This window comes from Canicola haemoglobinophilus, assembly GCF_002015075.1.
GTDB classification, from domain to species: Bacteria; Pseudomonadota; Gammaproteobacteria; order Enterobacterales; family Pasteurellaceae; genus Canicola; species Canicola haemoglobinophilus.
Genome location: NZ_MUXZ01000051.1, coordinates 23,702 through 37,026 on the forward strand (window position 1 = coordinate 23,702; position 13,325 = coordinate 37,026).

The 13,325-nt window shown below is 33.1% G+C and carries 14 protein-coding genes; 1 reads left to right on the plus strand and 13 read right to left on the minus strand.

Features of this window, described 5'->3' with window-relative positions; translation table 11 throughout:
* Positions 1–7: 7 nt before the first annotated feature.
* The 11 genes from B0186_RS10650 to B0186_RS10700 all read right to left on the minus strand — a co-directional run bounded on the left by B0186_RS10650 (position 8) and on the right by B0186_RS10700 (position 9,975).
* Positions 8–1,933 (minus strand): ATP-binding protein, encoded by a 1,926-nt coding sequence (locus tag B0186_RS10650; RefSeq protein WP_211272441.1) that lies wholly within the window; start codon positions 1,931–1,933, stop codon positions 8–10.
* A gap of 2 nt (positions 1,934–1,935) precedes the next feature.
* Complete coding sequence (locus tag B0186_RS10655) at positions 1,936–2,892, minus strand: HaeIII family restriction endonuclease (protein ID WP_078219362.1); 957 nt, start codon at positions 2,890–2,892, stop codon at positions 1,936–1,938.
* A gap of 13 nt (positions 2,893–2,905) precedes the next feature.
* Positions 2,906–3,928 (minus strand): DNA cytosine methyltransferase, encoded by a 1,023-nt coding sequence (locus B0186_RS10660; protein WP_078219364.1) that lies wholly within the window; start codon positions 3,926–3,928, stop codon positions 2,906–2,908.
* A gap of 1 nt (position 3,929) precedes the next feature.
* Positions 3,930–4,151, minus strand: coding sequence for a helix-turn-helix domain-containing protein (locus B0186_RS10665; RefSeq protein WP_078219366.1), 222 nt, complete (start codon positions 4,149–4,151; stop codon positions 3,930–3,932).
* Between the two features lie 149 nt (positions 4,152–4,300).
* Positions 4,301–5,761 (minus strand): relaxase/mobilization nuclease domain-containing protein, encoded by a 1,461-nt coding sequence (locus tag B0186_RS10670; protein WP_078219368.1) that lies wholly within the window; start codon positions 5,759–5,761, stop codon positions 4,301–4,303.
* Entirely contained in the window at positions 5,761–6,141 is a 381-nt protein-coding gene (locus B0186_RS10675) for a mobilization protein (protein WP_078219370.1), read from the minus strand. Before B0186_RS10675 ends, B0186_RS10670 begins: the two co-directional genes overlap by 1 nt.
* A gap of 193 nt (positions 6,142–6,334) precedes the next feature.
* Positions 6,335–7,297 (minus strand): AAA family ATPase, encoded by a 963-nt coding sequence (locus B0186_RS10680; RefSeq protein WP_078219372.1) that lies wholly within the window; start codon positions 7,295–7,297, stop codon positions 6,335–6,337.
* Complete coding sequence (locus B0186_RS10685; RefSeq protein WP_172459644.1) at positions 7,294–8,217, minus strand: DNA primase; 924 nt, start codon at positions 8,215–8,217, stop codon at positions 7,294–7,296. The genes B0186_RS10680 and B0186_RS10685 overlap by 4 nt, the downstream gene beginning before the upstream one ends.
* An 89-nt stretch (positions 8,218–8,306) precedes the next feature.
* The gene (locus tag B0186_RS10690) at positions 8,307–8,690 is read right to left on the minus strand and encodes a plasmid mobilization protein (protein ID WP_078219374.1); all 384 of its coding nucleotides are present in this window, start codon (positions 8,688–8,690) and stop codon (positions 8,307–8,309) included.
* Positions 8,691–8,701: 11 nt separating this feature from the next.
* Entirely contained in the window at positions 8,702–9,772 is a 1,071-nt protein-coding gene (locus tag B0186_RS10695) for a site-specific integrase (RefSeq protein ID WP_078219376.1), read from the minus strand.
* Between the two features lie 11 nt (positions 9,773–9,783).
* On the minus strand, positions 9,784–9,975 hold the full coding sequence (locus tag B0186_RS10700) for a hypothetical protein (RefSeq protein WP_073508202.1): 192 nt from the start codon (positions 9,973–9,975) through the stop codon (positions 9,784–9,786).
* A gap of 161 nt (positions 9,976–10,136) precedes the next feature.
* Between B0186_RS10700 and B0186_RS10705 the strand changes: the two genes are divergently transcribed.
* Positions 10,137–10,739 (plus strand): helix-turn-helix domain-containing protein, encoded by a 603-nt coding sequence (locus B0186_RS10705; RefSeq protein WP_078219378.1) that lies wholly within the window; start codon positions 10,137–10,139, stop codon positions 10,737–10,739.
* A 146-nt stretch (positions 10,740–10,885) separates the two neighbouring features.
* On the opposite strand, the gene guaA is transcribed toward B0186_RS10705, so the two are convergent.
* On the minus strand, positions 10,886–12,457 hold the full coding sequence (gene guaA, locus B0186_RS10710; protein ID WP_078219380.1) for a glutamine-hydrolyzing GMP synthase: 1,572 nt from the start codon (positions 12,455–12,457) through the stop codon (positions 10,886–10,888).
* A 41-nt stretch (positions 12,458–12,498) separates the two neighbouring features.
* Positions 12,499–13,302, minus strand: a complete 804-nt coding sequence (locus B0186_RS10715; protein ID WP_172459659.1) for a glycosyltransferase family 2 protein — start codon at positions 13,300–13,302, stop codon at positions 12,499–12,501.
* Positions 13,303–13,325: the final 23 nt, after the last annotated feature.

Sequence of the window (13,325 nt, forward strand, 5' to 3'; positions counted from 1 at the left end):
ATTTATATTATTTTTCTGTAGTCTCACTGGGATTATAAATACTCTCTATTTCTTGATACTTCGCAATATAATCTTTATTATACTGCTTTGCCTGTTGCAATAAGTCTGAATACGACTTAATACACAACTTATTTGTATCTTCCAAAGATGAATAGAAGTCTTTTGTTTCTTCATCCATCTCAAAACTATCTGATATTAAGAATGTTTTCACACCATTAGCAATGCTTTCTTTATGATTTTTTAACAAAAATCTTTCGTACTCCCTAGCCTGTCTGATTTCTTTTAGTGAAATTTTGATTCTCGGTCTCTTCAATTCAATTATTATTAATTCACCATTTACTAAATTGCAAAGAAAATCTAATCTCCTATTTCTCTCTTCTAATTCATTATCAGGAAAATTTTCTTTTAGTATTCTCTTAAATGTTAATTCTCTTTCAAATGTAGTTATTCTTGGATCTAATATCCAAGGGAATTTTTCTAAAAACGGTTGAATAACCTTTGTTTCACTAGCATCATTTTTTACATATCTTTCAAATTGCTCAATTGCCTTAATACGCCCTATTGATATTTTAGCCAATTCTTTTGATTCTATATATTCCCAATCTGCAGTTATTTTTTCAACTTTATCGACAGTCAAATCTTCATCATCTAACTCAGCTATATAGTTTTGAAAACTTTCAAATTTATACAGAGTCTTCATGCTATCTAATATTCTTTTTAAAGATTCAATATTGTCTGTCTCTATGGAATTGGCAAGCATGGTATCTTTCACCTTATTTATGCTAGATATTTCAAGTTTAGTCATCCCTTCGTAAAAATCTTCAGGAAGCTGCAACTGTTCCTCTTTTTTCTTTTTTCTACTATTCCTCCACATAGCAGATACTTTTGAAACTAATTTATTCAAATCATGTTTTAGTTGAACGGTATTATCATTTTCTTCCCACAAAATAGATTGCCTAGCTGTCGATATATAATCTGCTTCATCCGAATCATCTATAAAATCAATATTAAAAAATCCTGTCACATAACTATTAAACCTATCATTGGCTCTATCATCAAAGAATACATTTTCTGAAGCCAATTTGCTTCTGACATATAGTAAAAATCCACTATCTTTTTTTCTTAATGGTGTTGATTTAGTATAAATCTTTCCAGTAACTAAATTTTCATTCAATCTCCTAAACTCTTCAATACTATCAAGTTCATCAACAAAATCTTCTGGAAATGACCATTCAAATTCCTTGTCCAATCTGTCAAAATAGATGGATTTAGAAATTGGTTGCTCATTTGACGAGTTTTCATCAATAATTTTAACTTCAAAATCAGAATCGTAAAATGAAAATCGTCTAGACAAGTTATACGCTAGATCATCAATACTCATTATGCTTTTTTGCTTAATTTCTTTAATATTGACAACTGTTCCAGATTTTTCGTTTGTATGCTCATTTTCACAAATACTATTAGGTCTATATTCTGTATCAGTTTCAGCTTTCATATCATCATAATTTATACTGAATGCATTTTTCACTCCATCCTTAATAGAAGTAACTTCTATAGTATTTGCAATTCCAAATACTGCTAATTTGCCTAATCCTTTTTTTCCTGTTACTTTTCTATTTTTCCCTTTTGATAGACCTGTCCCTTCCGCTTTTCTTCTATTTCTGCCAATCACCAAAAAATTTTGATTCAATTCATCATGAGTCATACCCGTTCCGTTATCAATTACAGTAACTATTTTTTTGTCATAATTGATTCTTATTTCAACATTTTCAGCATCCGCATCATAAGAGTTTGAGATCAATTCTGCGATAACAGGAGGAAATGTACTATACAATTTAATTCCTAAGTGGTCTATTGTGTTCCTATCAAATTTTATGCTAAATCCATTATTTTCCATAAATATACTATCTGATAAAGCTATCAGATCCTCCATTCCTATTTCCATCTGCAATCTATCGAAATGATAGTTGTTGGCATACCTATTATTTGTATATCAAACTTCAGGCTAGGTTCGACCTTTGTAGATGCATTGTGAATTCTAAAGCTGAATTGCCAACCGCCATCAAGATATAATTCCAAAGTATTTTTACTGCTTGGTTTATAATCTAAACTTACAATTCGTGTTGGAAGTGTTGATATTGGTAATTCAATGCTTCTCTTTTTCTTATTCCCTTGCTTATTTAAAGTGCCTCTTAAATTATAACTTTGAATTTGAGTTATTCGTTTGCTATCAATTCCAATAACTTTATAAAAATCAAATTCTCCAAGTAAATACTCCACCATAAGTCTAGGAATATCTTTACCAAACAAGCAATTTTGTCTCTCTAATTCCCCTTTAAATGCATTTAACAGTGGAACATATACATCATCTTCTTTATTAGGTAAATCACTCCACTTAGAGTCCTTTTGTTTCTCAACATCAAGATATTCAAATATAGGTTTAATCTCTTCCCAATATTGTTCGGAGCAATCTACCCCATACCATTTTCTACCAAAATCTAAGTTCTTTGACAGCCTACTATGCTTAACAGCAAAATGATTATGCTTAACACTTAAACCTATTTCCCATTCAATCCCTCGTCTAATAATCAAGACATCTCTTACATCGCCTTCCTTACCTTTATCATCCGATTGAATTTTTAGTTCAAGCTCATCGTCTCCATCATCTAAAATCAAAGGTTCAAGGTCAAATATAGTGTTGACTCCTGCCAAGGCACTAACTTTATATATTGTCTTTTCAGAGTCAGTTAAAGTATTCCATGCTCTTTCTGCTGCAAAGTAACTACTGTTTTCTTCTATCTTTGCTGGTCTTGTTTTAGATATTTCTTCAAATAATGTAATTAAATAGGAGAACTCATATGCTCTTCCTTGATTATTACTTTTATTGCTCATGACTAACCTCCAATTAATTATCTGTACCAGTTTTTAATAGATTACTATTTACACTTGAATTATCTAAAGCAGATGAAATTGCTTTAGCCATTTCAAATGCAAGATTTACTGGCACAGCATTACCAATCATTTTATAGGCATCATTTAAATTCGTATAATAGAATTTAAAATCATCTGGAAACCCTTGTATTCTTGCACACTCTCTCACTGTTAATCTTCTGTATAGTGCTTCCTTACCAGGTTCGAATATATTTTTATTTTTTTCTACTTTAGGCATCACTGGTGCTTGTGGATGTAGCTGACATTGTCTTCCTGAAGCTTGAACTGTAAATGCCTGCTCATCCCATCGTCTAACTCTATTTCTACTCATAAAAATAGGTGAGTACGCACCGACAAAGTATTCATGATTCATAACTTTGCAATTATTACCATTAGTTTTATTTTTCTCTAATGCCGGTATTGCAGAATCTTTCAAGTCCAAAATAGCATCTTTAAAAGTTAATTTGTTTTTATATGGTTTGGGTGGTTCAAATTTAACCTTCAAATCTTTCCTAAATCCTACATAAAAAACTCTTTTTCTATCTTGTGGAACACCATAGTCACTTGCATTTAACAAGTGAATAAAGACATCATAACCAGCTTCTTCAAATTGAGAAACTATATTCTCAACGGCATCATTATGTCGTCTTGCCATCATCCCCTTAACATTTTCGGCAAGGAAAAACTTAGGGTTTTTATCCTTCAAAATACGTATATACTGATAAAATAATTGCCCTCGCGGGTCATTGATCCCCTTTAAAGAACCTGCTTCACTCCATGATTGACATGGCGGTCCTCCTATAATTCCATCACAGTCAGGGAACATATCTGAAGGAATTCTACAAATATCTCCTTTTATAAGTTTAGTTTTATGATTTTTTTCATATGTTTCCCATATCGTTTTATCATATTCGTTTGCCGCAACCACATTAAATCCAGCTCTTTCAAAACCTAAATCTAATCCACCAGCTCCCGAAAACAAGCTAACTAAATTCATCTTATATTACCTCCGAAGAATCATTAACACATTCTACAATCTCTGAAATATCACATTCCAATACATTACATATTCTAAGTAATACATCAGTGGTTACATTTTCACCATTTTTTATCTTGTAAAATGTACTTCTACTCACTTTAGCTTTATCCATAAGCTCTGTATTCTTCATTTCTATATCTATCAATCTTTTGAATAATTTTTTATAGCTAAGTTTTGACATGATTATCCTCCAGTCCTATCCGTCTTAATATCATATCATTTCTATTATACCATATAAATCAAACTTATAACAGTATTATATTCCGTTTTCTCAAACACAATGACACAAAGACTAATCGGTGCAGTCCTAAAACCACACCGACCATAAAATTATCTTTCAGCTTCTTTCGATATTTTATTCTTTTCTTTAGAAATTTCTCTTTCTTCACTCCGATGTTTCTTAATTGCACCAATAACTGATTCCTTTTTCTTTTCAGTTTTATTCCTACCTAGATACTCATTCATATTAACTTTAAGATGTTCCAATCCCTTATGCTGTGCTGCTAATGAATTATGTTTCTTGATTATCTCCTCTTGTTTAGCTTGTATTTCTTTAGAATACTCATTTAATTTCTTGAAAAGATTTTTACTTGATTTTGTCTTTAACTCTCCTACTACAACATGTCTCAAGTGCGGGAATTGCTTAAGAAAAATATCTATTTCCTCATAAGACTTCTGATAGGCTTCTACATCTTTTCGATTCATCATCATATAAATTTTATCGTTCGGATTTTTGTGATAACCCTCATAATGCTCTCTTTTACTTATACATATTTGAATATGTTTTACTACTTCCTTTATCCTTTTTTGCTCCAATAACAGCTTATCAAATTCTCGCTTCAAGTCCTTCTTTGCAATGGAAATTCGGCTGATACCACGTTCTAATTCTTCCATTGAATTAAATCCTTTATTCCTGATTTCAACAAGCGTAGAAGCAGCCGTTTTAAGATTATGTTTTGTTGCCCAATTTTCATATCCTTTGCTTGACTTTGCTTTTTCGCTGTTCTTAATATCAATGATATTTCCAAGTTCTTTATCTTTATTCAGGATTCTGTTCTTAATTCGTTCTTCATTGTAGTTAGCTCCAATGGTCTTTGCTCTGGTAAATCTCTGCTGATTTTTACCTCTAAAAGCTATATGCTTTCCATATTTTATTTCATAACCGTAGCTTTCCATTTTAGATAAAAAGTCCTGCCAGTTAATTGACTGCTTTATAGTTCTATCTATATCAAACTGAAGTTTTGACTTATAGCTGCTTCCTTTTTTATCTTCATTCCAGTCATACCAATTCACAAACTTTCTTCTCTTGATTTCATTGATTTCCTTTTGCGTTTCAACATCTATTACCGATAAATTATGTCCCTTGCAAAGTCTATCGCTTTGATTTCTGATGTTCATATAAGAACCATAGTAGGAATGGTAAACTTTGCCCTCATCAACATCAATGGAATTAAAAATGATATGATTATGAATATGGTCTTTGTCGATATGCGTTGCTAAGACATATTCATATTTTCCCTCTAAAATCTTTTCGCAGAGTTCGATTCCCACTTGATGAGCTTCTTCAAAACTGACTTCTTCCGGCACAAAGGATTGAATTAAATGATGAGCTAAAGTTTTGGTTCTTGAGTTAAACTGTTTCTTGGTAAGCTCAAATTCTTTGTGAGTATTTTCTCTGCTACAAAGATATGTGGTAACATAGATTTCATCATCGGTTTTATCTCCGTTACAGATGTAATCTATCGCCTTTTTAAGCGTTGTTTTAATCGGATGTATCTTCGTAACAGCCATTATCCTACAACCTCATTGATAATATAGTCGGAAATTTTTTCTCTAAATTCTGATAAGAAAAGAAGTTCACCTTGCAAAGCTTTTTTGATGCTTTCAATATCATCTTTGTAAATAATCCCTGAGCTGTTTACCGCTTTTGCTATATGATTTAAGTTCGCCGAATTACGACTGATAAGGGTAGAAAGCTCTCTCAGTTCTTTTCGAAACTCACCGGATAAATCAATACTAATGATTCTATTTTTAAAAATACTGTCTCGGTAAAACTCTCTCTTGCTCTTAAAATTGGTCAATGCAAATCTTCGGTTAAGCTCATTTATATCTTCTTCATTCACCATAAAGTGAACGGTACAATTATTTTTACGATTAACTGTCTTTGACATTTTTCATCTCTCCTTTCTTTTTCGGGGTCTTAGGGTTCCTATCTACCTATAATTCATGATTTTTATAAATCCATCTTTAACTTGCACAGAAAAAATGGATGTAGATTCTTCAATTACCGTTTGCACCGTTCATACCGCACGACATTCCCTTACACATGAAACATCAAACGGTACGAACGGTTTGAACGGCATTTTAATAAATCACATCCTCTGAATTATATTTAACTTGATAGTTATTGTTGTTTTTCCCTCGCTTCATGGAAATGCTTATTCCATTTTTCCTGAGAATATCTTTATTACGATTTAATGTCTTTCCAAACTGCTGAGGGCTTTCAATTTCTAAATTGATTTTGGAACAAATATCTACGATTGTTCCCTCTATTTCTTTTAATCTCGGCATTACTTGTACAAGTCTTTGAATTGACGGTTCAAGCATTTCAATCGGATCAATTTTATCAAGCTCTAATATCTTCTTTGACGGATGGATTTTAACCTGATATACCTTTGACTCAAAAAGTCTACTGGTTACATCTAAGTTAAATTCTGTATCAAATTCTGACGCTTTATCAATAGCTATTATGGTGTCAACTGAACCGGATAATGCCTGTGAACCTATGACTTTTTCGCTTACACTTTTCACTGACGAGTCCTTTTTTGTATGGTACATCATAATAAATGTGCATCCATACTTATCTATCAAATCGTAGTATTTTGCCATCACTTCATAGGTGTCATTGTAGTCATTAGCATTATACTTTCTGTCGTATTTGATTTTAGAAAAGGTGTCTACAATAAATACTTCATAACCTAAATCTGTATCTGCTTTAACAATTCTTTCAAAGTCATCAAAATCCACATAACTTGTTCCCTCATAAAATTTCATAGTACTTGAACAAGGAAGCTCCAATCTTTTAATTCTTTCTTGAATTAGCCTTCCGGATAGTTCATTGCAATAGTAAACAACCTTTGTTTTATTAACTTTATTTTCAAGAAAATCAATTCCTTCGTTGATACATATACCAAGATTTAGTCCTAATGCTGTCTTACCTTTTTTAGGTGAGGCTACTATCAAAGTAATACTTTTTCTTGCAATGATGTTGTCCACAATATACTTATCAGAGGCATCAAACTCAGTATCTATCGTATATGCTTTCAACGAACTACCTCCCTTGTTTTTCTATGATAGTTATAATCCCAATAATTCGTTCCGCCGACTTCCTGTGCCTTTTGAATGCTCTGGTTTAAGTATTTAATATATGCTGCCTCAGTTCTTCTCTTACTCATATCACCCATTCGATTTAGGGCTGATTTTAAGAATATCTCAAGCATTAAATCTGCATTGCCATGTGTAAAGCTGTTTAGAATAAGAAGCAATTGAAAATCGTCTTTGCTTGAATCACCTGTGGAATATTTACCTCTAAAAAGCTCTCTGCCTTTGCGATTAGTCATATAAATTGCCTTTAAAATTCCTTCTATATCCGGAACATCACTATCTATGCTTTTATAGTATTCAATTTGCTCTTTAATCGTTTCTTTAAGGGCATACTTTTTATAGTAGATATTTAACTTATAGTAATTATCCTGTATTTCTTTACAATCTCCTATGACATTACCCGTCATGGCAATGCACTTATTTGACTTATACATTTCAAAGCGGTCTATTTGATTATTTACATTCTTTGGAATTGACCCCTTTGCAAAGATATGCAATCCATTTTCCGATATAGATGTTTCCTTATAAGTTTCTGCAAAATCACTCACGATGTCGTTCACGTTTTCAAAATTTTCTTTTACATTGTCTAAATCAATGCAGACATAAGGATCATCTTCAGTTAAAACAAACGATAGTCCATCACAACCACTTTTTTCTAAGCCTTCTAAAGCAGTTTCAAAATCTGTCCAGTTCTCTTTTATATTCCATTCATTTGATTCACAAGTGATTGGACTGATTGGAATTTTTACAGTTTTTATATTCCCATTTTTGTCTTTGTTATGATAAATCTTAAACCATAACCATTGTTTACATTCTTTTAACTCCTGCGGAATATTGTTAATATATTTTCCTTTGTTTATCATTTTTTACCTCCATATTTTTGTTGATGATAGAAGTACAACCTGATAAAATCTTTTTAAGAGTTGCAATCTTATCAGGTTGCTTCTTGGCTCTATCTATTGCCGTAGGTAGAGTCATTTTTATTTCTATTCACCGTTTCAAACATTTCCAGAATATATGCCAGAAGTTCAAGTTTATTTTCCTCAATATCGCAGTCCAAATTAACATTTTTAAAATATTCTTCAAGCATATTTAGTTTTATTTTCAGTTCATCAAACACTCTTATATTTCCAAATACCTCAACTCTATGATTTATGCTCATTTGAATCATATAATCCTGTTTGTTTAATCCTGATAATGCTATTTTCTCTTCCAATAAACTTTTTTCTTCCGGAGACATTCTGAAATTCACTATAATGTTTCTTTTTCTGTTGTTATCGACTTTCAGTTTTCTACCTTTTCTCTGTAGACTTTCTCTTTTAAATATCTTACTCATCTTAGCTAAACTTAATTCCTTTCTTTCTCTATCGTTTTAATGATTTCCAACTGTTTGGATGGATACAAATGTGCGTAATTTAAGGTTATTGAGATACTTTCATGACCTAATCTTTCAGCAATCACCACAGGAGAAAAACCTTGCTCTATCAGATACGCAACATGAGAATGTCTTAAATCATGAACTCTAATTCTTTTCACTCCTGATAATTTACAGCCTCTATCCATTTCATGATGTAAATATGATTTTGTAAAGTTAAATATCCTCGCCTTTGAATCCAGATGATAATGCATTCCGAAGAAATCTGAAATTTCATCACATAGAAATTGTGGTAATTGAATTGTTCTATTACTTTTTTCTGTCTTTGGACTTGTAATATAATCTTTTCCTTTTAACCTTTGAAATGATTTGCTAATAGTTAGAGTTTTCTTCTCAAGGTCAAAATCATCTTTTGTAAGTGCAAGCAATTCACCTTCTCTGATGCCACACCAATAAAGAATCTCAAAAGCATAGTATGAGGCAGGTTTGCTCTTAACACTTTCAACGAATTTTTCATATTCCTCTTTAGTCCAAAACAACATTTCCTGTGCCTTTGATTTCCCCATCTTAGTAGTTTTATGAGCAGGATTACTTGTTAAGCCATAATACTTATTGGCATGATTAAGAATTGCATTTAGTTGATTCTGAATTGTTCTTAAGTAAGTTTGAGAATATTGTTTCCCCTCACCATCTGACTTTTTAAGCAATTCATTTTGCCACTGTAAAATATCCGGGGCTGTTATTTCAGCTATAGATTTCTTAGCAAAATATGGTATTATTTTCGTTTCTATAATATGAACCTTTGTCAAATAAGTGTTGTATTTAATCCTCGGCTTTAAATCACTTAAATAGACTTCAACAAAAGATTCAAATAACATATTCAAATCTCTTGACTTACTCGCTAAAAACTCTCTTTCATATTCCAATGCCTCTCTCTTTGTAGTGAATCCACGTTTTGTATGAATTTGTTTTACTCCTTGCCAATCAACATATCTCAAATAAATTTTCCATGTACCTCTTTCTTTATCCTTGCTTGCTGACACATCATCACCTCCTACACTTCTTTCGCTTGTCCATAACAGTTTTCTTCATAAAATTTTCGATTAACCTTGCCTGCAATCACTATCAGGTTTGGATTGTCTTTTAACATTCTCTCATTTAATTCTTTTATCATTTTGTATGCCTTAGGTTTTGAAACTCCCCAATCTTTGCTGACTTCTTCAGCATCAACATACATTTTTCTCATATTTTTCCTCCTATCTTATTTATTCGAACTTGCGATATATATTAGTATAATAATTTATATATTGGATGTCAATAGGTATTTCTAATTTTTATCAGAATTTCTCTTTATTTTTAGTATACGATTTGATATAATAGAATGTAATAAATATAGGAGATTATAATATGAATAATAAAACTGTATCTGAACGATTGAAATATCTTCGTTCTGTAAATAAAAAAACACAAAAGGAGTTTGCAGAATTTTTAGGAATACCTCAGCCGTCAATGTCTGCTTACGAAAATGGTAAAAATAATCCTACAATAGATGTACTGATTGATATTGCTGATAGATGCAGAGTATCTTTAGATTGGCTTGCCGGAAGAAGTGACTATACTTTCGGTCTTTCAAGTATGAGAGATTTTGTTTTATTTATGTATGAACTGTCAATGAAAAAAGAAATCGGATTTGAAATAATTGTGGAAGATAAATTCCCCAATAATGACATTGAAACCGATGAAAATAAATGGAATGTTAAGCTTGTGTTCTATGGTAATGATAAAGAACACGCTTTTAATGCTGACGTATGCAATATTCTAAAAGAATTGTCTGATAATCTGTTTGACTTGGAGTCCTACTCCATTACAAAAGAACAGTTTGATTCTATGAAAAACAAGTCTGTAGAGTATTACTCTCTTCCACTAACACAGAAAGAATTTGAAGAACTTTCTAGAGATGAGATTCTAAAAAAGAGAATTGAGTATTTGAAAGAAAATAATTTGCTGTAAGAAAAAATGCTACGGGAAAGCTCCTGTAGCATTTTAAAATACAAAAAATCACCCGAAAAATTATTCTTCAGGTGACTAATTTCTAAAATCTGCAAGCACAATGCTCACAAAACGGCTATTTATATGGTTTTAGAGCCTGTTTTTAACTACTCCCACTCAATCGTCGCTGGTGGTTTTCCGCTGACATCATATACAACTCGGGAAATGCCATTCACTTCATTGATGATACGGTTGGAGATTTTACCGAGTAAGTCGTATGGTAAATGTGCCCAATGTGCGGTCATAAAGTCGATAGTTTCTACTGCTCGTAAGCTCACAACCCAGTCGTATTTACGTCCATCGCCCATTACACCAACTGATTTCACTGGTAGGAAAACGGTAAAGGCTTGGCTGACTTTGTAGTACCAACCTGAAGCGTGCAATTCTTCCATAAAGATCGCATCTGCTCTGCGAACTAAATCGCAGTACTCTTTTTTCACTTCACCTAACACACGCACGCCTAAGCCTGGGCCTGGGAATGGGTGGCGATTGAGCATCTCGGCAGGTAAGCCAAGGGCTAAACCAATTTTACGCACTTCATCTTTGAATAATTCACGTAATGGCTCAACTAAGCCAAGTTTCATATAATCCGGCAATCCGCCTACGTTATGGTGCGATTTGATGACATGTGCTTTGCCAGTTTTGCTTGCTGCAGATTCGATAACATCAGGGTAAATCGTGCCTTGTGCTAACCATTTCACGCTAGTTAATTTTTTCGATTCATCATCAAACACATCAACGAAAACTTTACCGATGGTTTTACGTTTGGCTTCTGGCTCATCAATGCCTTTTAAAGCATCTAAGAAACGATCTTCTGCATCAACACGAATAATGTTTAAGCCGAATTTATCGCCGAACATTTCCATGACTTGATCCGCTTCGTTTAAGCGTAACAAGCCATTATCGACGAATACGCAATGTAAGTTTTTGCCGATGGCACGATGTAATAATAGGGCAGTTACCGATGAATCCACGCCGCCCGATAAACCTAAAATCACTTCATCATCGCCAATTTGGGCTTTTAAGCGAGCCACTGCATCTTCGATAATGTTTTCCGCTGTCCATTTGGTTTCGCAGCCACAAATGCCCACCACGAAATTTTTCAATAATTCCAGACCGCTCTTGGTGTGAGTCACTTCTGGGTGGAATTGCACGCCGTAGAAATGGCGACTTTCGTCCGACATTGCGGCTATTGGGCAAGTTGGGGTTACGCCTGTGATTTGGAAGTTCTCTGGCAAGCGAGTAACTTTATCGCCATGGCTCATCCAAACGTCTAATTTAGGTTCGCAAGCGGTCAGATCATCGTTTAATTTTGCAAATAATGCATCCGCTTGTTTTAACTCAACGGAAGCATAGCCAAATTCACGATGGTCAGAGGTTTCGGTCAAACCACCTAACTGCATCGCCATGGTTTGCATACCGTAGCAAATCCCCAATACAGGCACGCCAGCATTGAACACATATTCAGGTGCACGAGGGCTGTTTTCTTCTGTGGTACTTTCCGGCCCACCCGAAAGAATAATCCCCGTTGGATTAAACTCACGAATTTGCTCTTCCGTTACGTCCCACGCCCAAAGTTCACAGTAAACCCCAATTTCACGCACACGACGTGCGATAAGTTGAGTATATTGTGAACCGAAGTCTAAAATTAAAATTTTATGATTGTGAATGTTTGTCATTTTTTGCCTTTTTATTTACTTAAATTTGATTAGGAAATTTCTTAATTATTTTCATCTATCGGTTGCAACACACCATCAATATACAAAGTCGGTGTCATCCAGGGTTGTTTTTCTTGGGCAATTTGTTTGCATTTTTCTTTGATAAAATCCCAAATATAATGTTGTGGTATATTAACTCCACCAATTTGAAAATTGACTTTATAATTTAAAGTTCGTTGTGCAGTACATCCACCTTTCGCATTAAGATCTATTAACTTCGCAAATACATTTTTGTCATTGCCAAGTCCAGAATACCACTCTTTAGAAAGCTCAAATGCAATATTTCGGGTGATTGCATAGCAATTTGTATCAATTAAAGCAGCAATATTTTTATTAGAGTATATTAATATTTCATCTGCGCATTTAAATGGTTCTTCAATAGGAACAAACCAATAGCCTAATGACTCAAAATCATCATTACATAAGAATTGATAATCTGTGGTATATAATTTACGCAAAGAATACGCATAATCTAACTGATATTGATCTATCATATTCGCTAAATAAGCAACATGGTTGGTATCATACCAATTATCATCATCTAAAAAACAAAAAATATCTTCTTTTAAAATGTACGGCAGAATAGCATGAATTGCACCATTGCCTATATTATTTTCTCCGCCTGTATTCATGGGAAGAAAAGTGAAAACGACATGGGGATATTTTTGCTCTAAATGTTTTACTTTTTCCCAATGTTGTTTTCCATCAACAAACACATAATGTTTACAAGGATAAGTTTGTTGTTGGATCGAAATAATGGTTTTTTCTAGTGTATCTCTTCCAATTGTCGTCGTAATAACAGCTATACTACTGTCTGTCTGTCTGTCTG

Coding starts and splice junctions, on each gene's coding strand:
- B0186_RS10650 (WP_211272441.1), bottom strand. CDS start 1,933: ATGGAGGATCTGATAGCTTTATCAGATAGTATATTTATGGAAAATAAT.
- B0186_RS10655 (WP_078219362.1), bottom strand. CDS start 2,892: ATGAGCAATAAAAGTAATAATCAAGGAAGAGCATATGAGTTCTCCTAT.
- B0186_RS10660 (WP_078219364.1), bottom strand. CDS start 3,928: ATGAATTTAGTTAGCTTGTTTTCGGGAGCTGGTGGATTAGATTTAGGT.
- B0186_RS10665 (WP_078219366.1), bottom strand. CDS start 4,151: ATGTCAAAACTTAGCTATAAAAAATTATTCAAAAGATTGATAGATATA.
- B0186_RS10670 (WP_078219368.1), bottom strand. CDS start 5,761: ATGGCTGTTACGAAGATACATCCGATTAAAACAACGCTTAAAAAGGCG.
- B0186_RS10675 (WP_078219370.1), bottom strand. CDS start 6,141: ATGTCAAAGACAGTTAATCGTAAAAATAATTGTACCGTTCACTTTATG.
- B0186_RS10685 (WP_172459644.1), bottom strand. CDS start 8,217: ATGATAAACAAAGGAAAATATATTAACAATATTCCGCAGGAGTTAAAA.
- B0186_RS10690 (WP_078219374.1), bottom strand. CDS start 8,690: ATGAGTAAGATATTTAAAAGAGAAAGTCTACAGAGAAAAGGTAGAAAA.
- B0186_RS10700 (WP_073508202.1), bottom strand. CDS start 9,975: ATGAGAAAAATGTATGTTGATGCTGAAGAAGTCAGCAAAGATTGGGGA.
- B0186_RS10705 (WP_078219378.1), top strand. CDS start 10,137: ATGAATAATAAAACTGTATCTGAACGATTGAAATATCTTCGTTCTGTA.
- guaA (WP_078219380.1), bottom strand. CDS start 12,457: ATGACAAACATTCACAATCATAAAATTTTAATTTTAGACTTCGGTTCA.